This window comes from Helicobacter kayseriensis (genome assembly GCF_021300655.1).
GTDB lineage: Bacteria > Campylobacterota > Campylobacteria > Campylobacterales > Helicobacteraceae > Helicobacter_G > Helicobacter_G kayseriensis.
Map to the genome: position 1 here is coordinate 1 of NZ_JAJTNB010000004.1, position 22,036 is coordinate 22,036.

The 22,036-nt window shown below is 37.0% G+C and carries 35 protein-coding genes; 31 read left to right on the forward strand and 4 right to left on the reverse strand.

Annotated features, from left to right (window positions below):
• The first annotated feature begins 467 nt into the window (after positions 1–467).
• On the forward strand, positions 468–3,053 hold the full coding sequence (locus LW137_RS04250; protein ID WP_233033512.1) for an autotransporter outer membrane beta-barrel domain-containing protein: 2,586 nt from the start codon (positions 468–470) through the stop codon (positions 3,051–3,053).
• An 18-nt stretch (positions 3,054–3,071) separates the two neighbouring features.
• Here the strand turns inward: LW137_RS04250 and LW137_RS04255 are convergent, their stop codons facing one another.
• The 3 genes from LW137_RS04255 to LW137_RS04265 all read right to left on the reverse strand — a co-directional run bounded on the left by LW137_RS04255 (position 3,072) and on the right by LW137_RS04265 (position 5,123).
• Positions 3,072–3,347 (reverse strand): hypothetical protein, encoded by a 276-nt coding sequence (locus LW137_RS04255; protein WP_233033513.1) that lies wholly within the window; start codon positions 3,345–3,347, stop codon positions 3,072–3,074.
• A 145-nt stretch (positions 3,348–3,492) separates the two neighbouring features.
• Positions 3,493–4,071, reverse strand: a complete 579-nt coding sequence (rnhB, locus tag LW137_RS04260) for a ribonuclease HII (protein ID WP_233033515.1) — start codon at positions 4,069–4,071, stop codon at positions 3,493–3,495.
• Positions 4,068–5,123 (reverse strand): ATP-binding protein, encoded by a 1,056-nt coding sequence (locus LW137_RS04265; RefSeq protein ID WP_233033516.1) that lies wholly within the window; start codon positions 5,121–5,123, stop codon positions 4,068–4,070. Before LW137_RS04265 ends, rnhB begins: the two co-directional genes overlap by 4 nt.
• Before the next feature lie 181 nt (positions 5,124–5,304).
• Between LW137_RS04265 and rpsJ the strand changes: the two genes are divergently transcribed.
• The 30 genes from rpsJ (at position 5,305) to rplQ (ending at position 21,049) form a co-directional block, all read left to right on the forward strand.
• Positions 5,305–5,619, forward strand: a complete 315-nt coding sequence (gene rpsJ / locus LW137_RS04270) for a 30S ribosomal protein S10 (protein WP_233033518.1) — start codon at positions 5,305–5,307, stop codon at positions 5,617–5,619.
• Between the two features lie 18 nt (positions 5,620–5,637).
• Positions 5,638–6,216, forward strand: a complete 579-nt coding sequence (gene rplC, locus LW137_RS04275; RefSeq protein WP_233033521.1) for a 50S ribosomal protein L3 — start codon at positions 5,638–5,640, stop codon at positions 6,214–6,216.
• Between the two features lie 5 nt (positions 6,217–6,221).
• A complete protein-coding gene (gene rplD / locus LW137_RS04280) occupies positions 6,222–6,836 on the forward strand; it encodes a 50S ribosomal protein L4 (RefSeq protein ID WP_233033523.1) in 615 nt (204 codons plus the stop codon).
• Between the two features lie 4 nt (positions 6,837–6,840).
• Positions 6,841–7,122, forward strand: coding sequence for a 50S ribosomal protein L23 (locus tag LW137_RS04285; RefSeq protein WP_233033525.1), 282 nt, complete (start codon positions 6,841–6,843; stop codon positions 7,120–7,122).
• Between the two features lie 11 nt (positions 7,123–7,133).
• Entirely contained in the window at positions 7,134–7,961 is an 828-nt protein-coding gene (gene rplB / locus LW137_RS04290) for a 50S ribosomal protein L2 (protein WP_233033527.1), read from the forward strand.
• A gap of 9 nt (positions 7,962–7,970) precedes the next feature.
• Complete coding sequence (gene rpsS, locus LW137_RS04295; protein ID WP_233033530.1) at positions 7,971–8,252, forward strand: 30S ribosomal protein S19; 282 nt, start codon at positions 7,971–7,973, stop codon at positions 8,250–8,252.
• A 9-nt stretch (positions 8,253–8,261) separates the two neighbouring features.
• Positions 8,262–8,612, forward strand: coding sequence for a 50S ribosomal protein L22 (gene rplV, locus LW137_RS04300; RefSeq protein ID WP_233033532.1), 351 nt, complete (start codon positions 8,262–8,264; stop codon positions 8,610–8,612).
• 2 nt (positions 8,613–8,614) lie between these two features.
• Complete coding sequence (gene rpsC, locus LW137_RS04305; RefSeq protein ID WP_233033534.1) at positions 8,615–9,319, forward strand: 30S ribosomal protein S3; 705 nt, start codon at positions 8,615–8,617, stop codon at positions 9,317–9,319.
• Positions 9,320–9,321: 2 nt separating this feature from the next.
• Positions 9,322–9,747, forward strand: coding sequence for a 50S ribosomal protein L16 (gene rplP, locus LW137_RS04310; RefSeq protein ID WP_115569872.1), 426 nt, complete (start codon positions 9,322–9,324; stop codon positions 9,745–9,747).
• Positions 9,734–9,922, forward strand: coding sequence for a 50S ribosomal protein L29 (rpmC, locus tag LW137_RS04315; protein ID WP_233033536.1), 189 nt, complete (start codon positions 9,734–9,736; stop codon positions 9,920–9,922). Before rplP ends, rpmC begins: the two co-directional genes overlap by 14 nt.
• 3 nt (positions 9,923–9,925) lie before the next feature.
• Positions 9,926–10,186 (forward strand): 30S ribosomal protein S17, encoded by a 261-nt coding sequence (gene rpsQ, locus LW137_RS04320; protein ID WP_233033538.1) that lies wholly within the window; start codon positions 9,926–9,928, stop codon positions 10,184–10,186.
• A gap of 1 nt (position 10,187) precedes the next feature.
• On the forward strand, positions 10,188–10,556 hold the full coding sequence (gene rplN, locus LW137_RS04325; RefSeq protein WP_027326665.1) for a 50S ribosomal protein L14: 369 nt from the start codon (positions 10,188–10,190) through the stop codon (positions 10,554–10,556).
• On the forward strand, positions 10,556–10,786 hold the full coding sequence (gene rplX, locus LW137_RS04330; RefSeq protein WP_233033540.1) for a 50S ribosomal protein L24: 231 nt from the start codon (positions 10,556–10,558) through the stop codon (positions 10,784–10,786). Before rplN ends, rplX begins: the two co-directional genes overlap by 1 nt.
• A 1-nt stretch (position 10,787) precedes the next feature.
• Complete coding sequence (gene rplE, locus LW137_RS04335) at positions 10,788–11,333, forward strand: 50S ribosomal protein L5 (RefSeq protein ID WP_233033542.1); 546 nt, start codon at positions 10,788–10,790, stop codon at positions 11,331–11,333.
• Position 11,334: 1 nt separating this feature from the next.
• On the forward strand, positions 11,335–11,520 hold the full coding sequence (locus LW137_RS04340; RefSeq protein WP_066340761.1) for a type Z 30S ribosomal protein S14: 186 nt from the start codon (positions 11,335–11,337) through the stop codon (positions 11,518–11,520).
• Positions 11,521–11,532: 12 nt separating this feature from the next.
• Positions 11,533–11,928, forward strand: a complete 396-nt coding sequence (gene rpsH / locus LW137_RS04345) for a 30S ribosomal protein S8 (protein WP_233033544.1) — start codon at positions 11,533–11,535, stop codon at positions 11,926–11,928.
• A 9-nt stretch (positions 11,929–11,937) separates the two neighbouring features.
• A complete protein-coding gene (gene rplF, locus LW137_RS04350; RefSeq protein WP_233033546.1) occupies positions 11,938–12,474 on the forward strand; it encodes a 50S ribosomal protein L6 in 537 nt (178 codons plus the stop codon).
• Positions 12,475–12,484: 10 nt separating this feature from the next.
• Positions 12,485–12,841, forward strand: a complete 357-nt coding sequence (gene rplR, locus LW137_RS04355; RefSeq protein ID WP_233033548.1) for a 50S ribosomal protein L18 — start codon at positions 12,485–12,487, stop codon at positions 12,839–12,841.
• A gap of 11 nt (positions 12,842–12,852) precedes the next feature.
• Positions 12,853–13,293 (forward strand): 30S ribosomal protein S5, encoded by a 441-nt coding sequence (gene rpsE / locus LW137_RS04360; protein ID WP_233033550.1) that lies wholly within the window; start codon positions 12,853–12,855, stop codon positions 13,291–13,293.
• A 10-nt stretch (positions 13,294–13,303) separates the two neighbouring features.
• The gene (gene rplO / locus LW137_RS04365; RefSeq protein ID WP_233033552.1) at positions 13,304–13,702 is read left to right on the forward strand and encodes a 50S ribosomal protein L15; all 399 of its coding nucleotides are present in this window, start codon (positions 13,304–13,306) and stop codon (positions 13,700–13,702) included.
• The gene (gene secY, locus LW137_RS04370; protein ID WP_233033554.1) at positions 13,702–14,955 is read left to right on the forward strand and encodes a preprotein translocase subunit SecY; all 1,254 of its coding nucleotides are present in this window, start codon (positions 13,702–13,704) and stop codon (positions 14,953–14,955) included. Before rplO ends, secY begins: the two co-directional genes overlap by 1 nt.
• Positions 14,955–15,713, forward strand: coding sequence for a type I methionyl aminopeptidase (map, locus tag LW137_RS04375; RefSeq protein ID WP_233033556.1), 759 nt, complete (start codon positions 14,955–14,957; stop codon positions 15,711–15,713). Before secY ends, map begins: the two co-directional genes overlap by 1 nt.
• A 3-nt stretch (positions 15,714–15,716) precedes the next feature.
• The gene (gene infA, locus LW137_RS04380) at positions 15,717–15,935 is read left to right on the forward strand and encodes a translation initiation factor IF-1 (protein WP_066340781.1); all 219 of its coding nucleotides are present in this window, start codon (positions 15,717–15,719) and stop codon (positions 15,933–15,935) included.
• 124 nt (positions 15,936–16,059) lie between these two features.
• Entirely contained in the window at positions 16,060–18,030 is a 1,971-nt protein-coding gene (locus tag LW137_RS04385) for an LTA synthase family protein (protein WP_233033564.1), read from the forward strand.
• Between the two features lie 115 nt (positions 18,031–18,145).
• Positions 18,146–18,259 (forward strand): 50S ribosomal protein L36, encoded by a 114-nt coding sequence (rpmJ, locus tag LW137_RS04390; RefSeq protein WP_066340782.1) that lies wholly within the window; start codon positions 18,146–18,148, stop codon positions 18,257–18,259.
• A 3-nt stretch (positions 18,260–18,262) separates the two neighbouring features.
• Positions 18,263–18,625 (forward strand): 30S ribosomal protein S13, encoded by a 363-nt coding sequence (rpsM, locus tag LW137_RS04395; RefSeq protein ID WP_027326679.1) that lies wholly within the window; start codon positions 18,263–18,265, stop codon positions 18,623–18,625.
• Between the two features lie 11 nt (positions 18,626–18,636).
• Positions 18,637–19,029 carry a 30S ribosomal protein S11 gene (rpsK, locus tag LW137_RS04400; RefSeq protein ID WP_233033575.1) on the forward strand — a complete coding sequence of 131 codons (393 nt, stop codon included), beginning with the start codon at positions 18,637–18,639 and terminating at the stop codon, positions 19,027–19,029.
• Positions 19,030–19,040: 11 nt separating this feature from the next.
• Positions 19,041–19,667: a 30S ribosomal protein S4 gene (gene rpsD, locus LW137_RS04405; protein ID WP_233033577.1), complete on the forward strand. Its 627-nt coding sequence runs from the start codon at positions 19,041–19,043 to the stop codon at positions 19,665–19,667.
• Between the two features lie 15 nt (positions 19,668–19,682).
• Positions 19,683–20,687, forward strand: a complete 1,005-nt coding sequence (locus LW137_RS04410; RefSeq protein ID WP_233033579.1) for a DNA-directed RNA polymerase subunit alpha — start codon at positions 19,683–19,685, stop codon at positions 20,685–20,687.
• 11 nt (positions 20,688–20,698) lie between these two features.
• Complete coding sequence (rplQ, locus tag LW137_RS04415) at positions 20,699–21,049, forward strand: 50S ribosomal protein L17 (protein WP_233033581.1); 351 nt, start codon at positions 20,699–20,701, stop codon at positions 21,047–21,049.
• A gap of 33 nt (positions 21,050–21,082) precedes the next feature.
• Here the strand turns inward: rplQ and LW137_RS04420 are convergent, their stop codons facing one another.
• The gene (locus LW137_RS04420; protein ID WP_233033583.1) at positions 21,083–22,018 is read right to left on the reverse strand and encodes a D-2-hydroxyacid dehydrogenase; all 936 of its coding nucleotides are present in this window, start codon (positions 22,016–22,018) and stop codon (positions 21,083–21,085) included.
• Positions 22,019–22,036: the final 18 nt, after the last annotated feature.

Sequence of the window (22,036 nt, forward strand, 5' to 3'; positions counted from 1 at the left end):
TTTTTCACTAAGCTTTTCTTTTTTGATATAGCTTGGCATTAAACGCACAAAAAATCCATCATTCCACAACCACAACATCCCAACCGCTAAAACAAAGATTCCAAATAGTTTTATTATTATTCTCATTTAAGTAACCTTATTTGTCTTATTCTTTTGCTTGATTATTTCAAGCATCTGATTAAAGAATCCTGCGTGAAGAGCAGGAGTCTATTTGATCTAAAATTTTTATGCTTATTGTAATTTATGGAGAAAAATTTGGGTTGTTTATATTGAGTTTGATTGAGATTTGCTTTTGTCAAGAGTTGAGTTTGTATTCCTGAGATATTGCCGTGGGTTGAGATAAATTGGTGCGAGGTTGGGCTCAATGTGGGGGCAAGGGGGTGGCTATTGTGTTTTGGCTTGACAAATTCTGTGATGTTTTGATTTAATTTAACCTTATATTTAAAAACACAAGGAGAAAACATGAATTGTTTACCCCCCCCCCTTACAAGACCCTTAGAGGCAAAACACTTCTAGCTTTAGCCCTTTCCCAAATTCTTTTGAATGCTCAGATTTCAGCTCTAGATCAAGTAGAAATTCCTCAAGATGCAATTGTTTTTGAGGCTCGGCCCAATGGAGAACCAAGTGGTATGCCAAGTTTCACAAACTCAGGAAATAATTATGCAAAGTTTGATGCTACAAGTTTAACTTTTAGCGTGAGTGAGGCAAATACTCTAGGAAAAACACCAATCTCTCCAAATTCTACGATTGTGTTTAGAACACATATTGATTCCAATAAGGGTTATCATTGGTATCAAGGACTTGATGGAGTGAGCATGAGTGGAAGTAGCGATTCTTGGAAAACCCCACGACATATTTCCATCGATGCTCCCACCTCAAAAATTGTTTTAGAATCCATAGATCCAAATGCACAAATTATTGAAGGAAGTCCTGGAACAAAGAAATCCCCTGCTTTTGGAGAAGGGGGAAGTGATATAACAATCATTGCCAAAGAGCTCCACATCGGTAGTGGAAAATATGCTCATAAGGATCTTTTCTCTTTTATGAGTGGAGGGAAAAATACAGAAAATGCACCAGCTCAATTTTCGGCCATAAATACTTCTGATGGCAAAGCATCAAAGATAGCAATCCAAGCTCATACCTTTGTGCATACAGATGGAGTTCTTGCCGTTGGGAGTCAAAAGGGAGATTATAGTTTTACACTTGAAGGAGATTTGAGCGTGCTTGGAGGGGGAGTGGGTGTTGCAGGTATGGGAGAGGGGAATACTCCAAACTTTCATGTCAATGGAGATGTGTATTTTAAAGATGCAAAGATTTTGACTTTTATCCCCCAAAGTGGAACGATCAAGCCTTGGAAACTTTTGAGTGCAAATGGAAATATCAGACTAGAAGGGACGCAGAATGTGACGGGGATGCTAGCTTTGATGCTTCAAGATTTTGTAGATATTGCTCCAGATCATAAAGATTATGGTTGGGCTCTTCAGATTAAAAGTGATTTATATGCGTATTCTGTGAAGCAGTCAGATTCTGCAATCTATATCACACCTAAGCTCAATGAAAATGTTAAAAAAGAGAATATTGTCAAGCTGGTCAATGATGGGAAAAATCAACTTGCATTGAATTATTATCGGTTTTATAAAGATAATTCCAATAAAGATCAGGCAGTGACTCAAGCCCTCTCCACCTACCTCACTTCTCAAGGAATCAACCCCGATACTGGAGAAGCTATCATTCCAGCTGAATCTTTATCCTATCAAGATCATTTTTTCAATCACGAATCTCTCTTGCAAGAAACTTTTTCTACATCTTCTAAAACAACTCTTTCAAATAACGCTCAAATCACCACCTCAGGCTTTGATAGCATTGATGTCAAACTTGATCTTATTAAAGATGGATTCAATAATGCTCTAGCTGAGAGTATTAAAAACTCTAGCAATGATCTCTTAGCTGTCAATTTTGTCAATACTCTCTCTCAGCCTTTTAATAACGTGCCTATTGATTTGCTCGATGAAATAAAATCCAATACCCTTTCTTCTTCTCAAACAAATTCTCTTTATCAAGAGATTCAAGAAAATTTAGGAGCCAAGCTTTCTATTGCCCAAAGATTATCAAGCTATTCTTTTGCTGATCTCAAAGCTTCTACTTCAAGCTCTGGTTTTTCAAGTTTAGAAAAGGGAATCTTATCTAGCTCTTCATCTATGGCACAAGAAGATTCTCAATTAAGCATTCCCAATCCTTCCAATCTCTCTTCACTTTGGTTTAACCTCTTGGGTGGAGCAAACATGAATGGAAGTGAAGCGGGAGGAAGTTTTGGTTTCAATTTGGGCTATGACAAGCTTTTGGGGCAAACAGTCTTGGGAGCTTATCTTTCTTATAACTATTTGAATCTCAAAGATTTGGCTTTAGAGGCAAATACTCATGCATTTGAAACTGGGCTATATCTAAGGAGTGATTTTTCTTCCAATCAAATTGATTTTACTTTAAGAACTCTCTTTGCCTCAAACGCAATTTCAAAAACAACACAAGCCCTAGAATCAAAAACAGATTCAAAGACAATCCATTCTTTCACTCAAGCGTATTTGAGTTATGGATATAACATTGTCTTTAGAAGTTTTGAAGCCAAGCCCTATCTTGGAGTAAATGCTAGCTTTGCTTATACTCCAAGCTATGAAGAGAGTGGAGATATTCCACTAGGCTTTGATTCTCAAATCAATGTTTCTCTTGGTGCAAGTGTAGGGGTGGAGTTTAAAAAATATTTCTCCAACTCTTCTTTCTTTTATATCATCCCAAGTATTGAGCAAACCCTCCTTGATACACAAAAAGAATTAAGGCTTTCTATGTCAAATCTTCCCACACAAATTCTTAATCTTGATTCATCTCTAAAAACTTATGCTCAGATTCTTTTGGGAGGAGAGATTGCCCTAAACTCTTCTTGGGGGCTCAATTTAAGTTTGGGTGTGAAGCAAAATATCTCAGGAAGCAAAGATATTAAAGGAGACTATAAAAATCAAACAATGCTTATAGGAAGTGTTGGAGGAGTGTGGAGATTTTAGGGGGAGAGGAGAAATCTCCTAAAAATCTTGACAATCATTCCATATCATAGTGATTGCATTTGAGAGCGTTTTAAAGGTCGGATCGGTGTAGCTTTTTTGCATAACTAGTATCTTTTTGTTTTTGTGATAGGTGTAAATAACAAGAAAACCGGCAGGAACTGCCTCAATGAATTGCATAACTTCCGGATGTTGCGAAATAGATTCGATGGGAGATAAGCCTGCATTTGCTTCTACAAAGAGGCAATTATTGAGTTTTATTGATAATGGAGAATGTTGTGCTTTGATAGAGTCCATTATTATTGTGTTGAGATCAAAATAGAAGCTTTATTGCAATAAGAAATGAGAGTTGCTAGATAAAAAGATGCAAAGCATTCAAAATGGGCGCTTTTGAGTATCGCGTTTTTATATTTAATTTTTGAGCTAGTTGCATATGTATAAGCTAAGTGTTGATTTGGAAGCTCTTGCGATGAAAGGGGGTATAGCCAAGTTCTTGAATTTTGCTCCTATGTTCTTGGGTGCAATATCCGCTGTGATTTAGGAATCCATATTGAGGATAGAGTGTGTGAATCTCCTCACATTCTTTGTCTTTGGCATGTTTGGCAAGGATGGAGGCTGAAGAGATTTGGTGGATGAGGGCATCCCCCTTAATAAGTGTTTCAAAAGGTATAAACAGGGGAGGTTGAGCCTTGAAAGTGGAATTTCCATCATAGATAAATTTTGTGATTTTGCTTGTTTGAAAAACAGATTCCATCACTTCCTCAAGTGCTTCTTTTAGGCATTGACTTAGGCCTTTTGTATCGATTTCTTGGGCTTCTTTTTTGGCAATGTGGTAGGTCAGCTTATCGCATGATAAAAGGAATTGCGCGATTTGCTCTCTTTGGGACTTTGAGAGTTTTTTGCTATCTTTGATAGTAAGATGAGATAAAGAGGCAATATAGGTTTCTTCATAGGCAACCCCACAAACAAAAAGGCTTCCTCCCACACATCCTCTTCCAGCCTCATCGATTCCGCAAATCATTCAATTCCTCCAAGTGCAAATTCAATAAAACTCAATGCCTCCCAAGCAATTTTGTGTATTTCTCCAGAATCTGAATAATCAAGCGTGATGATTTTGATGGGATCTTTTAATCCTTGATGAGAAAGCTTGGAAAGTTTATCTTCAATGCTTTCTTTTTGAGCAAAGGGGACAAACAAAAATCTTCCAAATTGGGGCACAACAAAGCATCCAAAATCATCATAGTAGATTTCTTGAGTGATTGAGCGTAATTCTAGTACGAACATATTTTCAAGGATGGGGATGATTGTGGGATTGATTGAGAGAGACTTGGGGATTGAAAAATCATAAAAATAAAGTTTTTTGGGTTTGTTGGGATGGAGATGAGGGATAAAAAAAATCATATTTTTTCTTTGGAGATTCTCAAAGAAAAAGTAGACTTTATCTTTGGAGATTTTGTTTGTTTTTTTGAGTATTGTATAGAACTGAAAGATCGTTATTTTTTGGGATTGAAAAGGAATGAGTTTTTCCAAAAGTGTAAAATCATCAAGAAGAGCAAGCTTGAGAATCTCTTGCTTGATTTGTAGTTTTTGATGCTCGCTTGTTGTCGCAATTTGGGGGAGATTCCCATCTTTGATGAAGTTTTTTAGAAGTGTTTGAGTGGAGCTACTTTTGGGATAAAAACTAGCATATTCTAAAAAACTCAGGGAGGGGCAAAAAAGAGAATCAAAAGAGGGGAGAGCGATATTTTCTTGGGATATGAGCAATGTAATGGGAATATTGGGAAAAGTGAAAGAGGGGTGAAAATGATCAATGATTAGGCATTGAATTTTTCGTTCAAGATGAAGTTTAAGGAGCTCTTGTTTGATTATATTGTGTTGTATTCGAGCATCATTGAGATCAAAATAAATGATTGCTTTTTGAGGGAGTTCTAAATTTTGGACATAGTCTAGGGCAAGAGAGGTTTTTCCGCTTCTGGGTGGCCCGTAAATAAGTGTTTTTTGTGAGTGGATTGGATTTTTTCTAGGAAGGGTGTAATGAAGCCTTTCATTCCAAAATTGCGAGAAAAAATGCATCAGCGATCCTTAGTCTTTGATGAAAGTTTTTATTTCCTTAGAAAGAAGGAAATGAATTTTGATAATGTTATCTTAAAAAGGAATGGAAATATTGACACTTTAGAAGTGTTTTTTTATAATCACAGCTTCCAAAATTAACATCAGCATTGTGTTGATGAGTTCTTTAAGTGAGGAAAAATATATGGAAAAAATTAGATTAAAGCTCAAAGCTTACGATCATAGAGTGCTTGATAGATCTGTTGTATCTATTGTTGAGGCTGTAAAGAGAACGGGGTCAGAGATCAGAGGTCCTATTCCATTGCCAACAAAGAAAAGAAGATATACAGTTCTTCGATCTCCACATATCAACAAAGATTCTAGAGAGCAATTTGAAATCAGAATCCACAGCAGAATCATAGACATTATGTCTGCAACACCTGATACTGTGGATAGTTTGATGAGTTTGGACTTGGCTCCAGAGGTTGATGTAGAAGTCATTTCTATGGGTAAAAATTAAGTGTTTTAAGGGTGTCAGATGGAATTTATCGTTCAAAAAATTGGTATGAGTAGAACAATTGGATCTTCAAGCACTGCTGTAACACTTTTGAAAGTTTTGAATGCAAAAGTATGCAGCTTGCGCGAAGATGGAAAAGCGTTAGTTGCCTATGCTCAAGGAAAAGAGATTAATAAAGCTATTGAGGGGCAACAAAAAAAATACGGATTGAGCAAAGAGTTTAATCGTTTTGCGACACTCCAAGTTGCAAATCAAGAAGTAGGTGATTTGCAAACAGAAGTTTTAAGTGCTGGAAAAATTGTCAAAAGCACGTTCAGGACAAAAGGTCGTGGGTTTAGTGGTGCTATGAAAAGATGGAACTTCCAAGGTGGTCCAGCAGCTCACGGTAGCCGATTCCATAGAAGACTTGGTTCTATTGGTAATCGCGAATGGCCAGGACGTGTTCAGCCAGGAAAGAAAATGGCAGGGCATTATGGAAATGAGCAAGTAAGCGTAAGAAATGAGATTCTCTCTTTTGATAGTGAAAATGGAATCTTGGTTCTTAAGGGTTCTGTTGCAGGTTTTAACAATGCATACGGAAAAATCAAAGTAATAGGATAGGTTTAGTGATGAAAGCATTAGTTTTAGATTCTCAAATGAAGAAGACAAGCGAAATCGCATTGCCTGAAAGATATAAGGATATTAATGAGCACAATCTCTATCTTTATGTAAAGTCTTATCTTGCTTCATTGCGTGCAAATAGCGCCAGTGCAAAAACAAGAGGACAAGTAAGTGGAGGAGGAAAAAAGCCTTGGGCTCAAAAAGGCGGAGGTCGTGCAAGAGCAGGAAGCATTACTTCTCCTGTATTTGTGGGTGGAGGTGTTTCTCATGGTCCAAGCAATAACAAAAACTACAATCTTAAAGTCAATAAAAAACAGAAGCGACTAGCTCTTGAGTTTGCCCTAAAACAAAAGGCAGAAGAAGGGAAACTTTATGTTGTAGATTCTGTAGCAATTGCTAGCGGAAAGACAAAGGATGCTTTCAAGGCATTTAAAAGCTTAAATGAGAGAAGCACTTTGTTTGTTTCTCAAATGAGTGATGAGCCAACATTCTTGGCATATAGAAATCTTAGAAGTTGTTATCTTGCAGATTCAAATGAGCTCAATGCATATCTTGTCGCAGCATTTAGATCTGTTGTGATTGAAAAAGCAGTTTTTGACGAAATTGTGAAAGAAGGATAAGGCGATGGCAGATATAACAGATATCAAATCAATTTTATATACAGAAAAGTCTCTTTCGCTTCAAGAGAGCGGTGTGCTTGTAGTGCAAACTTCTGCAAAGATTAGCAAAAATCAGCTCAAGCAGGTTTTTAGAGAGTATTTTGGTTTTGTTCCTGAGAAGATCAATTCTTTGAAGCAAAATGGAAAAGTCAAGAGATTTAGAGGTCGAGAAGGCAAGAGAGCATCTTATAAAAAGTTTTATGTCAAGATGCCCGAAGGTGCAAAAATCGATTCTTTGGCAGTGTAGAGGAGGACTAAATGGCAATTAAAACTTATAAACCCTATACGCCTAGCAGGCGTTTTATGTCTAACCTTAGTTCAAAAGACATTACAGCAAAACCAAGCGTTAGAAGTTTGCTCATTAAGCTTCCCGTTAGCGCAGGAAGAAATAACAATGGACGCATTACAAGTCGACATAAAGAAGGTGGAGCCAAAAAGCTTTATCGAATCATTGACTTTAAACGCAATAAATTCAATCTTGAAGGAAAAGTTGCGGCAATCGAATATGATCCATATAGAAACTGTCGAATTGCTTTGATTGTTTATCCTGATGGAGAGAAGAGATATATTATCCGACCAAGCGGATTGAATGTCGGAGATACTGTAATTTCTGCTGAAGGTGGGTTGGATATTAAAGTTGGCTTTGCAATGAAGCTTAAAAATATCCCCATCGGAACGATTGTACATAATATCGAGATGCATCCTGGAGCAGGGGGACAGCTTGCAAGAAGTGCGGGAGCAAGTGCTCAGATTATGGGGCGTGAAGGAAAGTATACAACCCTTAGAATGCCAAGCGGAGAAATGAGATATATTCTTGATGAATGTATGGCAAGCATTGGTGTTGTTGGAAACGAAGACTTTATCAATATCTCAATCGGAAAAGCTGGACGTAATCGCCACAGAGGAATTCGTCCTCAAACAAGAGGTAGTGCAATGAACCCTGTTGATCACCCACATGGTGGAGGTGAAGGAAAAACTGGTTCAAGTGGTCATCCTGTGTCTCCATGGGGAACTCCGGCGAAGGGATATAAGACTAGACGCAAAAAAGCAAGCGATCGCTTGATTATCTCAAGAAGAAAGAAGTAAGGATAGAACATGGCTAGATCGGTAAAAAAGGGTCCTTTTGTTGATGAAAGCCTTTTTAAGAAGGTGCTTAAAGCAAAAGAAAACAAAGACAATAAACCTATTAAAACTTGGTCACGCAGAAGCATGATTTTGCCTGATATGATTGGGCTGACTTTTAATGTTCATAATGGTCGTGCGTTTGTTCCTGTGTATGTGACAGAAAATCATGTGGGATATAAGCTTGGTGAATTTGCGCCCACTCGAACTTTTAAGGGACACAAGGGAAGTGTCCAAAAGAAAATTGGTAAATAAGGAGAGAGAATGAGTAAGGCATTATTGAGATATATTAGACTTTCTCCGACAAAGGCTAGATTGGTGGCCAGAGAAGTTCAGGGAATGAATGCTGAAGTGGCACTAGCAAGCCTTGAATTTACTCCCAATAAGGCAGCAAAGATTATCTCAAAGGTTATTGCTTCTGCAGTGGCCAATGGAGGATATGAGCCTCAATCTGTTGTTGTGAAATCTTGCCGAGTTGATGCTGGTCCCGTATTGAGACGCTTTATGCCAAGAGCTAGAGGTCGTGCAACACCCATTCGTAAACCAACTTCTCACATCTATGTAGAAGTGGCTGTAGCTTCTAATAAGCAAAAAACAAAGAGAGAGGGCAAATAACTATGGGACAAAAAGTAAATCCGATTGGTTTGAGATTAGGGATCAATAGAAATTGGACTTCAAGATGGTTTCCAGGCTCAAAAGAAACTCCTAGCTATATTTTGGAAGATCACAAAATTAGAAAGTTCTTAAAAAAAGAGCTTTATTATGCAGGGGTGAGTGAAATCATTATTGAGAAAGCTGCGAAAAAGCTTAGAGTAACAGTTGTTGCTGCACGACCTGGTTTGATTATTGGGAAAAAGGGTGCAGATATTGAAAAGGTTAAAGAATCTTTAAAGAAGATTGTTCAAAAAGAAGTTGCGATTAATATCAAAGAAGTAAAGCGACCTCAAGCTGATGCTCAACTCGCAGCAGAGAGTGTTGCAACACAACTTGAGCGCCGTGTTGCTTTCCGTCGAGCAATGAAAAAAGTCATGCAATCTGCGATGAAATCTGGAGCCAAGGGGATTAAGGTAAAGGTTTCTGGACGACTTGCAGGAGCAGAGATGGCTCGAACAGAATGGTATATGGAGGGAAGAGTTCCTCTTCATACATTAAGGGCTAAGATTGATTATGGTTTTGCAGAGGCAATGACAACATATGGAATCATTGGTGTCAAAGTTTGGATTTTCAAAGGAGAAGTTTTGCATAAGGGAATCCAAGCAGAAAGAAGAGAAGAGCAAAACAAAGAAGATCGCCCCAAAACTAGTAGAAAAGGGAGACAATAACCATGTTGATGCCAAAACGAACAAAATACAGAAAACAACAAAAGGGACGCAACAGAGGAAAGTCTTTTAGAGGTGCAAGCTTGGCATTTGGAAATATCGGAATCAAAGCTCTTGAGCATGGGAGAATTGATTCTCGTCAGATTGAAGCTGCAAGAATTGCAATGACTAGACACATAAAGAGAGCGGGTAAGGTTTGGATTCGTGTGTTTCCTGATAAACCTCTTACTGCCAAGCCTCTTGAGACAAGAATGGGTAAAGGTAAGGGTGCAGTAGATAAGTGGGTCATGAACATTAAGCCAGGAAGAATCATTTATGAAATGATTGGAATTGATGAAGCTACTGCTAGAGATGCATTGGCTTTGGCTCAAAGCAAATTGCCATTTAAGACAAAAATTGTAACGAGTGAGAGTGAAAATGAAATTTATTGATTTGAAAGATAAGAGTATTCAAGAGCTTCAAGGGCTTCTTAAGGAAAAGAAATCGGCGTTGTTTGAGCTCAAACTCAAACTCAGAACAATGCAATTGACTAATCCTAGTGAGATCAGGGGCATTCGCAAAGATATCGCTAGAATCAATACTGCTATTAGCGCAAAAAAGGATTAAGAGATGGAGAAAAAGCAACCCCATAAGCGAATCATTCAAGGAAAGGTCGTAAGTAAGGCTGGAGACAAGAGTGTTGTGATTTTGGTTGAGCGTAAAGTTGTCCATCCAAAATATAGAAAGATTGTTAAAAGATTTAAAAAATACACGATTCACGATGAAAACAATGCAGTCAAAGTGGGCGATGTAATTAGTGCGATTGAGTGCAAACCAATCTCAAAGACAAAGACTTTTAACTTGCAAAATATTGTTTCTGTAGGAGTGTAGTATGATTCAAAGTTTTACTCGATTAAATGTTGCAGACAACAGTGGTGCAAAAGAAATTATGTGCATTAAAGTCTTGGGTGGAAGTCATAGACGTTATGCAACAGTTGGAGACGTAATTGTTGCCTCAGTTAAAAAAGCCATTCCAAATGGAAAGGTTAAAAAGGGGCAAGTTGTTAAAGCTGTTGTTGTGCGAACAAAAAAAGAAATCCAAAGAGAAGATGGATCTCTTGTGCGTTTTGATGATAATGCTGCTGTAATCTTAGATGCAAAAAGAGAGCCAGTTGGAACAAGGATTTTTGGCCCAGTTAGTAGAGAAGTGCGATATGCGAATTTTATGAAGATTGTATCGTTAGCTCCGGAGGTAGTGTAGTGGTAAAGTTTAAAATCAAAAAAGGCGATATTGTTAAAGTAATCGCCGGTGATGATAAGGGAAAAAGCGGAAAAGTGCTTTTTGTTTATCCCAAAACAGCTCAAGTTGTAGTTGAGGGATGCAAAATGGTTAAGAAGGCAATTAAACCAACAGAAGAAAATCCAAAAGGTGGTTTTGTTTCTAAGGAAGCTCCAATGAGTATTTCCAATGTGAAGAAAGAGGAGCAATAAGATGTATGGTTTGAAGAATTTATATCAAAATGAAATTAAGCAAAAGCTTATGCAAGAATTGGAGATTAAAAATCCAATGCTAACGCCTAGACTAGAAAAAATTGTTATTAGTGTTGGTGCAGGCGAATATGCAAAAGATATGAAAATTATGCAAAATATTGCAGACACAATCTCAATTATCGCAGGACAGAAAGCTGTGATTACAAAGGCAAAAAAATCTGTTGCTGGATTTAAAATGCGAGAGGGAATGCCTATGGGTGTCAAAGTAACTCTTAGGGGAAATATGATGTATAACTTTTTAGAAAAGCTAATCGTTATTTCTCTACCAAGAGTGAAAGACTTTAGAGGTGTTTCAAGAAACGGTTTTGATGGAAGAGGAAATTATAGTTTTGGTTTGAATGAACAATTGATGTTCCCTGAAGTGGTATATGATGACATTATGGTAAGTCATGGGATGAATATTGCATTTGTAACTTCAACAAATAGTGACAAGGAAGCATTCAAGTTGTTAGAACTTCTTGGTATGCCTTTTGCGAAAGGAAAGTAAGATGGCAAAGAAATCAATGATTGCTAAAGCAGGCAGAAAAGCGAAGTTTAGTGCAAGAGCTTATACACGATGTCAAGTATGTGGAAGACCACACTCTGTTTATAGAGATTTTGGTTTGTGTCGTGTATGTTTAAGAAAAATGGGCAATGAAGGCTTGATTCCCGGTCTTCGCAAGGCAAGTTGGTAAGGAGGATAAGAGATGGTGAATGATATTATTGCGGATTCTCTGACAAGAATTAGAAATGCATCAATGAGGAGACTTGAGTATACAACTCTTTATTATGCAAAAATTATTGTCTCAATTCTTGAGGTTTTTAAAGCAAAGGGTTTTATCAAGGATTATAAAGTTAATGATAAAGATGGGAAACAATCCATCAGCGTTCAACTTGCTTATGATGAAGCTGGATATAGTGTGATTAGTGAAGTTAAGCGTATTAGTAAGCCGGGAAGACGAGTTTATAAGAGTCGCAATGAACTAAAAAGATTTAAAAATGGTTATGGGACAATTGTAGTGAGCACTTCAAAAGGCGTTATTGCAAATGAAGATGCTTATAAGGCCAATGTTGGTGGCGAAGCACTTTGTAGTATTTGGTAAGGAGTGATAATGTCAAGAGTTGGAAAAAGACCAATTAGCATTCCTTCAGGCATCAGCGTGAGTGTTGAAGGAAGCAAAATTGTGTTTCAAAATTCTAAAATTTCAAAGGAATTGGAAACATATGGGCGTGTTTTGATCGAAAAATCAAATGAGGAATTGAGCTTCAAACCTGTTAATCAAGAAGCACAATCAAGGGCTTATTGGGGAACATATAGAGCTTTAGCAAATAATATTGTCATTGGCCTTAGTCAAGGTTTTTCAAAAGTTCTTGAAATCAATGGCGTGGGTTATAAGGCAAGTGTTTCTGGAAAGGTTCTTGAGTTGGCACTTGGTTTTTCGCATCCTGTGAAGTATGAGATTCCCGATGGTGTAGAAATCAGTGTTGATAAAAATACGATCACGATCAAAGGAAGTGATAAACAACAAATTGGACAAATTGCTGCAGAGATTCGGGAATTCCGACCACCAGAGCCCTATAAAGGCAAGGGAATCAAATACAGCGATGAAGTGATTATCAGAAAAGCTGGTAAAACTGCTAAAAAGTAAGGTGTAGATGATGACAAATAAAATATTGGAACAAAAGAAAAAATTAAGAGCAAAGAGAAAACTAAGAGTAAGGGGCTCAATTTTTGGAGTTGCATCTAAACCTCGTATTAGTGTTTTTCGATCAAATCGTTATTTGTATGCACAGGCAATTGATGATCAAAACGGTGTGACTCTTGCAAGTATTGATGGAAAAAAATTGGGTCTAGGCAACAATAAAGAAAATGCAAAAGAGGTTGCCAAGATTTTTGCTGAAAACTTGAGCAAGGCTGGAATCTCTGAGGTTGTATTTGATCGCAATGGATATCTCTATCATGGAGTTATTGCTGCTTTTGCAGATTCTTTGCGTGAAAATGGAATCACTCTGTAAAAAGGATGAGTATGGAAATCAATAGAGAAGAATTTAGTGAAGTTGTTGTAAATATTGGTCGTGTAACCAAGGTTGTCAAAGGTGGTCGTCGTTTTCGTTTTAATGCCCTTGTTGTTGTAGGGAATAAAAATGGACTTGTAGGCTTTGGCTTGGGAAAAGCCAAAGAGGTTCCTGATGCAATTAAGAAGGCTATTGATGATGCTTTTAAAAATATCATTCAGGTAAATATTAAGGGCACAACAATTGCTCATGATATTGAACACAAATATAATGCAAGTAAAATCTTACTTAAACCTGCAAGTGAGGGGACTGGAGTTATTGCAGGTGGAAGCGCAAGACCTGTAATCGAACTTGCTGGAATCAAAGACATTTTGACGAAGTCTTTGGGCTCAAATAATCCTTACAATGTTGTAAGAGCTACAATCGATGCTCTTGCAAGAATTAAAGCTTAAGGAGCAAAAAATGTTAGAGAGAATCAAGCCAGCTCAGGGGAGCACAAGAGATATTAAGCGTGTAGGAAGAGGACAGGGGAGTGGAATGGGAAAAACCTCTACGCGTGGTGGAAAAGGTCAAACTGCAAGAACAGGTTATAAGGCAAAAAGAGGGTTTGAGGGTGGACAACAACCTCTTCAAAGAAGATTGCCAAAAGTTGGATTCAATTCAAGGATTCAAAAGCCTTATGTGATCAATGTAGACAAAAGCGAATCTATCTTTAATCTTTCTGAGATTAGTTTAGAGAGTCTAAGAGAAGTTTATGGGTTTCCTCTTTATGTAGCAAGCATTAAGCTAATTGGATCAAAAGCGCATACTCTTGCTTCAAAAATCAAGGATGAGAGAGTAAAGGCAACTAAGGCAAAATAATGAATAAGAAAATCGTTGACAAGATTCTTATTACCCTTCTTTTTCTTTTCTTATATCGACTTTTGGCGTATATTCCTGTGCCAGGAGTTGATCTTGCCGAAATTAAAAGATTTTTTGATCAGAATGCCCATAATGCACTCGGTCTCTTTAATATGTTTAGCGGAAGTGCTGTTGAGCGTTTGAGTGTTATTTCTTTGGGCGTGATGCCATATATTACAGCCTCAATTGTGATGGAACTTCTAGCTGCGACATTCCCATCTTTGGGCAAGATGAAAAAAGAGCGTGATGGCTTACAAAAATATATGCAAGTGATTAAATATGTCACAATTGGAATCACGATTATTCAGGCAGTTAGCGTTTCATTTGGATTGAGAAGTATGGGGAATAATGGGGCGATTTTGATTGACATGTCGAGTTTTGTTGTGATCTCAACTTTCTCTATGCTTTCTGGAACAATGCTATTGCTTTGGATTGGCGAACAAATTACACAAAGAGGGGTTGGGAATGGTGTAAGTCTGATTATTTTTGCAGGAATTGTTTCAGGTATCCCTTCTGCAATTGCAGGAACTTTCAATCTTGTTAATACTGGAGAGATCCACCTCTTAACATTATTGTTGATTGTAGTTTTGATTTTGGCAACAGTATTTGTCATTCTTTATATGGAGTTAGCAGAACGCAGAATTCCTGTTTCTTATGCAAGAAAGGTTGTAATGCAAAATCAGCATAAAAAGATTTTGAATTACATTCCTATTAAATTGAATTTGAGTGGTGTGATCCCTTCTATTTTTGCCTCTGCACTAATTGTATTCCCATCCACCATATTGCAGAGTTCTCAAAATCCCTATTTATTGAAAATTGCAGACTGGATTAATCCAAGTGGGTACCTATATAATCTGTTAATGTTTGTATTGATTATTTTCTTTGCATATTTTTATGCCTCAATTGTTTTTAATGCAAAAGATATTGCTGAAAACCTTAAAAAACAAGGGGGTTTTATTCCTGGACTTAGGCCTGGGGAGGGGACGGTGAGTTTCTTAAATAATGTGGCAAGTAATTTGACATTTTGGGGCGCATTGTATTTGGCTATTATTTCTACAGTGCCATGGATTATTTTAAAAGGCATGGGTGTTCCGTTTTATTTTGGGGGAACAGCTGTTTTGATTGTGGTCCAAGTTGCTGTAGATACGATGCGCAAAATTGAGGCTCAAATTTATATGAATAAATATCAAATGTTAAGTGCAACAGGGCTTTAATGGCAATTACAATTAAAAAAGCAAATGAGATTGATCTTCTTCGAACATCAAATTTGATCGTCGCTCAGGCTCTTGAAAAGGCAAAAAAGATAGCCAAAGCAGGAGTCTCTCTTTTGGAAATTGATCAGACAATTGAGGAGCATATTCTTTCTTCTGGAGCACGCCCAGCATTTAAGGGGTTGTATGGATTTCCAAATTCAGCTTGTATCTCTGTAAATGCTGTTGCTATCCATGGAATTCCTACAGAATACAAGCTTCAAGATGGAGATATTGTTGGGATTGATGTCGGAGTAGAAAAAGATGGTTGGTATGGAGATTCGGCAATCACAATAGGAATAGGAAAAATTGCTATTGAGGATCAAAAACTTATTGCTGCATCAGAACAAGTTTTATTAGAAGCCATTTCCTCTTTGCAAGAGGGGATGCATTTTAAAGAATTGAGTCTTTTGTTGGGAGACCTTATTGGAGAGTATGGTTTTGTTCCATTGCTGGATTATTGTGGGCATGGAATAGGTAGAAAACCCCACGAAGAGCCTCAAATTCCAAATTATCTTTTACATGGAAAAGCAAAATCTGGAGAAAAGATTAAAAATGGAATGGTTTTTTGTATCGAACCAATGATATGTCAAAAAAGTGGAAAACCTGTTGTGCTTAAGGATGGCTGGTCTGTTGTCTCAGAAGATGGATTGAATACAAGTCATCACGAGCATACTGTAGCGATTATTGGTGGAAAAGCAGAGATTTTATCAAAGGAGTAATGATTGGCAAAAGATGATGTAATAGAAATCGATGGCAAAGTAATAGAGGTTTTGCCTAATGCAACCTTTAGGGTAGAGTTGGATAATGGACATATTGTGCTTTGTCATATTGCAGGAAAAATGAGAATGCACTATATTAAAATTTTACTCGGAGATCGAGTTAAAATCGAACTAACTCCATATAGCCTTGATAAGGGACGCATTACTTTTAGATACAAATAATAAATTCATTTTATTTATTAGAATATGCCGTGGAGATAGGGTAATGATATTTGCTCAAAAACTATTTAATCTGTTATTAAGAAGCTCAGTTTTTGTATTAATTCTTACTTTATTGTGCATCTTTTTGCGTGTAGTATTTGTTATCTATATTGGTTATTATCATGGAGCACTTTTTGAGGAAGCCTATCAGGGGGAAGCATTATTTCCTCAAATTTTAAAGATGTTTTATAGCGGAGCATTGCACGATAATCGTGTTATTTCTATATTTGGTATTTTATATTTTGTTTTGGGTTTTTTGGGGATTTGTATCACATCTTTTAAAAATGAAAAGTCTGTGTTCCTGTCATTTGTTGATTATTTTGCATACGGAATATTTGGACTTTTTTTGTTTGTTAGTATTGCTAATTTTACCTATTATACTATCTATAAAGATGTCTTTAATATCATTATTCTTGGATTATTTTTTGACGATCAACAAGCAATTTTTGAAGACGGTTTGAGTGGAAAATATTGGTTAAGTATTAAATTTTTATCTTTTTTTATTGCGTTATGGCTGTGCATTTGGATTTATAAAAAAATAATAAAGAAAATCAACTTTGCTCCCAATATGCCAAAAGTTCTTTTATATGATGGGGTTTTGGTCCTTGTGTATGGAATTTGGATGTTGGGTTATATGAATTCTTCGATTTCTTTTTACAATAGAAGTTTAGATCAAGAGTTGGAGCCAGCCCGCAATGCATTTTTGAGAAAAATGACACCCTCTCCTTTTAGAAGTTTATATTTGGTTTATCGTGGATATAAATCAGAGCAAAGTGCAAATTTTTCTTCATTTACCTCCAAAGCTCCACAAGAGGCTACAAAAGAGTTTTTTTCTTTAGACAAAGATGGTTCTTATGATTTTAGGGTGCTTTTGGCGCAAGCTTCAAGTAAGCCAAGCGATACCCCAAAGATTAAACATATTTTTTGGATTATTGCAGAATCTTTGGGGACCTATGCGTTTAGTCCAGATTATGATGATATAGGTCTTGTTTCTGGAATGAAAAGTTTGATTGATAACAAACACGGATTTTTAGTCAAAAATTTTTTTGAAAACGCGCATGGAACAATTTGGAGTATAGAATCTCAGCTTACGGGACTTTATTATACGGGAGTTCGTTTGAGTTTTCGAGCAGCAAGCTTTAAGCCGTTCTTGACTGCACCTGCAGACAACCTCAAGCGTGCCGGATACAAAACAATGTTTTATTATGGCGGCTCTGAGGTTTGGCAGAATCTATTGGAATTCTCAAAGTCACAGGGGTTTGATGAATCCTACGGGCTTTCAAGTTATGAGGCCTTTGCGATTCAGCAAAAGGCAATGAAGCCATACAAAAATGTATGGGGAATTTGGGACAACATTTTGCTTGACTTTGTTGCACAAAATGCAGCAAGATCAGAGCAACCTACGTTCAATATGCTTCTAACGACAAGTTTTCATGGTCCAACCGATTTGCCATGGGAGTATATTGAGGCTATTGGTGGGAAAAAAGAGAATTTTGAAAAATTTTTGGAAAAAACTAAAAAAGAGAATTGGGATGCCAAAGAGCTTGGTATTTTATGGTGGGATGATAAGCATATCACGCGCTTTATTAAAGAATTTTCAGAGCTTTATCCAGATTCATTGTTTATTATAACTGGAGATCATACGCATTATTCTCATGTTTCTGGATTTCAGGATTCTAGAGAGGTCCCCATGTTGCTTTACTCAAAAGCTTTGGAGCCAAAAATGATAGCAGAAGCTGGCTCTCAGATTGATATCCTTCCAAGCATTATTAATTTGGTCGCACAAGAAGGATTTATATACTATAGCTTTGGAAAGCCTCTTTTTACCCTAAACCCCAAAGAAAGAGAAAATCCTGAACGTATTTTTGTGGCACATGAATTAATAGGTAATTCTAAAAAGGTTTATTCAATTCACAATACTGTTATTGATTTACAAACAAGAGAAAGTCAGATTGCAGAGGGCCCTCTTATGCACTCTTTTATTGAAAAAATGAAAGATGCAAAAGCACTTAGTTGGTGGATTGCCAATAAAGGGAATATTATTCCCTCAAAATGAGCAAGTTTTATGCAATTTTTTATATAAATTTTCGATAAAATCTAAAGTTTATATTGTCTAAATTTTAGGCTCTATAAAATCACTTTTTGCATCACAAAATTTTAAGGAGGATGTAATGAAAGTAAGACCATCGGTCAAAAAGATGTGCGATAAGTGCAAAGTTATTAAGCGAAAGGGTGTGATTCGCGTAATTTGTTCCACACCAAAACATAAACAAAGACAAGGATAAAATATGGCGAGAATTGCTGGTGTAGATTTGCCAAAAAAGAAAAGAGTAGAGTATGCTCTAACATATATTTATGGTATTGGGCTTAAGAGTTCCAGAGATATTTTGAATTCCGTAAATATTTCTTTTGATAAGCGAGTTAATGATCTCAGCGAAGATGAAGTTTCTTTGATTGCCAAAAAGATTCAAGAAAGCTACATGGTTGAGGGTGATTTGCGTAAAAAAGTGACTATGGACATCAAAGCATTGATGGATTTAGGAAATTATAGAGGTTTAAGACATAGAAAAGGCTTGCCTGTTCGCGGACAAACAACAAAGAACAATGCCCGCACGAGAAAAGGTAAGAAAAAAACTGTAGGTAGCAAGTAAAGGATAGCAGTATGGCAAAAAGAACAATGACAAAGAAAAAAGTTGCTAAAAAAAATATAGCAAGGGGAATTGTATATATCTCTGCTACTTTTAACAATACAAACATTACTGTAACGGATGAAGTGGGAAATGTAATTTGCTGGGCGACTGCTGGAGGACTAGGATTTAAGGGTTCCAAGAAATCTACACCTTATGCCGCACAGCAAGCTGTTGAAAGCGCAATGGCAAAGGCGAAAGAACACGGAATCAAGGAAGTCGGGATTAAGGTTCAAGGACCTGGAAGCGGAAGAGAAACTGCTGTAAAGAGTGTTGGTGCAATTGAGGGCATCAAGGTTTTGTGGTTTAAAGATATTACGCCATTGCCACACAATGGATGCAGACCGCCAAAAAGAAGAAGAGTGTAAGGAGCAGATAAATGGCAAGATATAGAGGACCTGTTGAGAAAATTGAAAGAAGATTTGGTGTGTCTTTGGCCCTAAAGGGAGAGAGAAGACTTGCAGGGAAAAGTGCATTGGACAAAAGACCATATGGTCCAGGACAGCATGGACAAAGAAGGGGAAAAATCTCTGAGTATGGTATGCAATTGCGCGAAAAACAAAAAGCCAAGATGATGTATGGCGTAAGTGAAAAACAGTTTAGAAGTCTCTTTGCAGAAGCAAATCGAATCGATGGCAATACGGGAGAAAATCTTATTCGTCTGATTGAGCAGCGACTAGATAACGTGGTCTATCGTATGGGCTTTGCAACGACACGAAGATTTGCTCGCCAGCTTGTTTCTCATGGACATATTTTAGTGAATGGAAAAAGAGTAAATATTCCTTCTTATATGGTTCAACCAGGGCAAAAAGTAGAAATTAGAGAAAAAAGTAAAAATAATGTTCAAATCAATCGAGCGATCGAACTTTCATCCCAAGTTGTAGCTGTTCCTTGGATTGATGTTGATAAAGATAAAAAATTTGGAATCTTTACTCGTTATCCTGTGCGAGAAGAAGTTGTGATTCCTATTGAAGAGCGTTTGATTGTTGAGTTGTATTCAAAGTAATGTGAGGAGGTGAATATGAAGACTATAAAAACATCTCCCTATGTTCCTACAGATATCTCTGTAGAGGAAGTGGGAAAAAATCGTATCAAAATCACTGCATATCCTTTTGAATCTGGATATGCCATTACTTTTGCGCATCCAATTAGACGACTTTTGATGTCGAGTTCTGTGGGATTTGCACCTATTGGATTTCAGATTGATGGTGTTGCTCATGAGTTTGATTCAATTCGAGGGATTGTTGAAGATGTGCCCCAGCTTGTTGTGAATTTGAAAAATATTCAATTCTTGATTGCCAATAAGGAAAGTGATGAGCCTCTTAAACTAAGCTATAGTTTTAAGGGTCCTAAAAACCTCCAAGCCTCGCATTTTATATCAGAGGGTGTAGAGGTAACCAATCCGGAGTTGCATATTGCAACGATCAATGAGGGCGCTGAACTTAATATGACTCTTTTGGTGCAAAATGGAATCGGATATGTGCCAAGTGAAGATATTCGTGGAACTTTGCCGGAAGGCTTTATCCCTCTTGATGCATTTTTTACTCCTGTAAAGCGTGTAACTTATGATATTGATAGTGTTTTGGTTGAAGATAACCCAAACTTTGAAAAGATTATTTTTGATATTGAAACCAATGGTCAAATTGAGCCAATGCAGGCATTTAGAAATGCGATCATGATTATGCATGAACAAATGTCTGTTTTTGGTGCAGATCTTTCTCTTGAGGCACCCGCATTCTCTTCCAAGAGTGGAAATGAAGATAGCGCAGAACTTAAAAACTTGTTGATAAGAATTGATTCTCTTAATTTGAGCGCTAGATGCTTTAATTGTCTTGATAGAGCAGAAATCCGCTATATTGGAGAGCTTGTAATGATGGAAGAAAGTGCACTTAAAAATATCAAAAATCTTGGAAAGAAATCTTATGATGAGATTACTGAAAAGATGGAAGAGTTGGGATATCCGGTAGGGACAAAACTTTCTGAAAACCTAATTGCACTATTTGAAAAAAAGATTAATAAAAAGTAAGGAGAAAAAAGATGAGACATAAGCATGGATATAGAAAACTTGGTCGCACTTCTTCTCACAGAAAAGCATTGTTAAAAAATCTTTCAATCGCTTTGATTACTCATGAGAAGATTGAGACTGGTGTATTTAAAGCAAAAGAATTGCAATCTTATATTGAGAAGCTTATCACAATTGCGCGAAGTGGGGACTTTAATGCTCATCGTGCAGTTTTTGCTTATTTGCAAGATAAAGTTGCTACAAAGAAATTAATTACAGAAATTGCTCCTCGCTATAAAGAGCGTAATGGAGGATATACAAAGATTCATAGAACACGCATCAGAAGAGGAGATGCTTCTATGATGGCACTTATTGAGCTTGTTTGATTTGACATCATCAAGACATATCTCTCCTAATTCTTAGGAGAGACTTTGAATAAAATCTTTTATATTTGCATAAACTTTTTGCATTAGACGCTTTCTTGTTTCCATATAAGCCCACGCAGAGTGTGGAGTAAGGATGATTCTATCTTGTAATGTTGTATCAAGCAATGGATGATTGAATTTCATCGGTTCGTATTCTAAAACATCACTCCCAAATTTCATATTTGTTTCTCGCATTCTTTGAGCTAATGCATATTCATCGATAATCCCCCCTCGTCCAACATTAACTAATAGGGCGTTTTTTTTGAGCAGTGTAAGTTTTTCTTGATTGAGGAGATGATAGGTTTGAGGAGTTAGAGGGGAATGAATGGTGATAATGTCGCTTGAACTTAGTAAATCATCAAGTGATTTGTGGGGGTATGTAGCACAAGAATTGTTTCCGCTAATGGATGTGTAGCTAATGTTGGCTCCAAATGCCTCTGCGATTTTGGCTGTTTGCTTGCCGATATTGCCTAGTCCAATAATTCCCCATTCTTTTCCTTGGATTTCATAACTCCCCTCGATAATATGGGTAAAAACTGGAGATGAGCACCAATGTGATTGTTTGCAATATCGATCATAATAGGCCAGATTCCCAAGAAGGGCAAGAACAAGCATGAATGTATGTTGAGCAACAGCTTGAGTGCTGTATCCAGCGACATTTTTAACCTCAATCCCCAAAGCTTTTGCACATTCCAAATCAATAACATCTGTTCCGGTAGAAGTGAGTGCGATTAATTTAAGTTTGGGAAGTGAGCGTAAGGCTTGTGCATCAAAACGCACTTTACAAGTGATGATGATATCTGCATCAATGCATCGTTTAATCAAATCTTCTTGAGATGTTGTTTCATAGGTTTCTACATCTCCAAACTCTTTAAATTCTTCAAGGTCAATCTCCCCCAATGTTAAAGTGTCCAAAATGACAAGTTTCATATGAATCCTTTAGCAAAA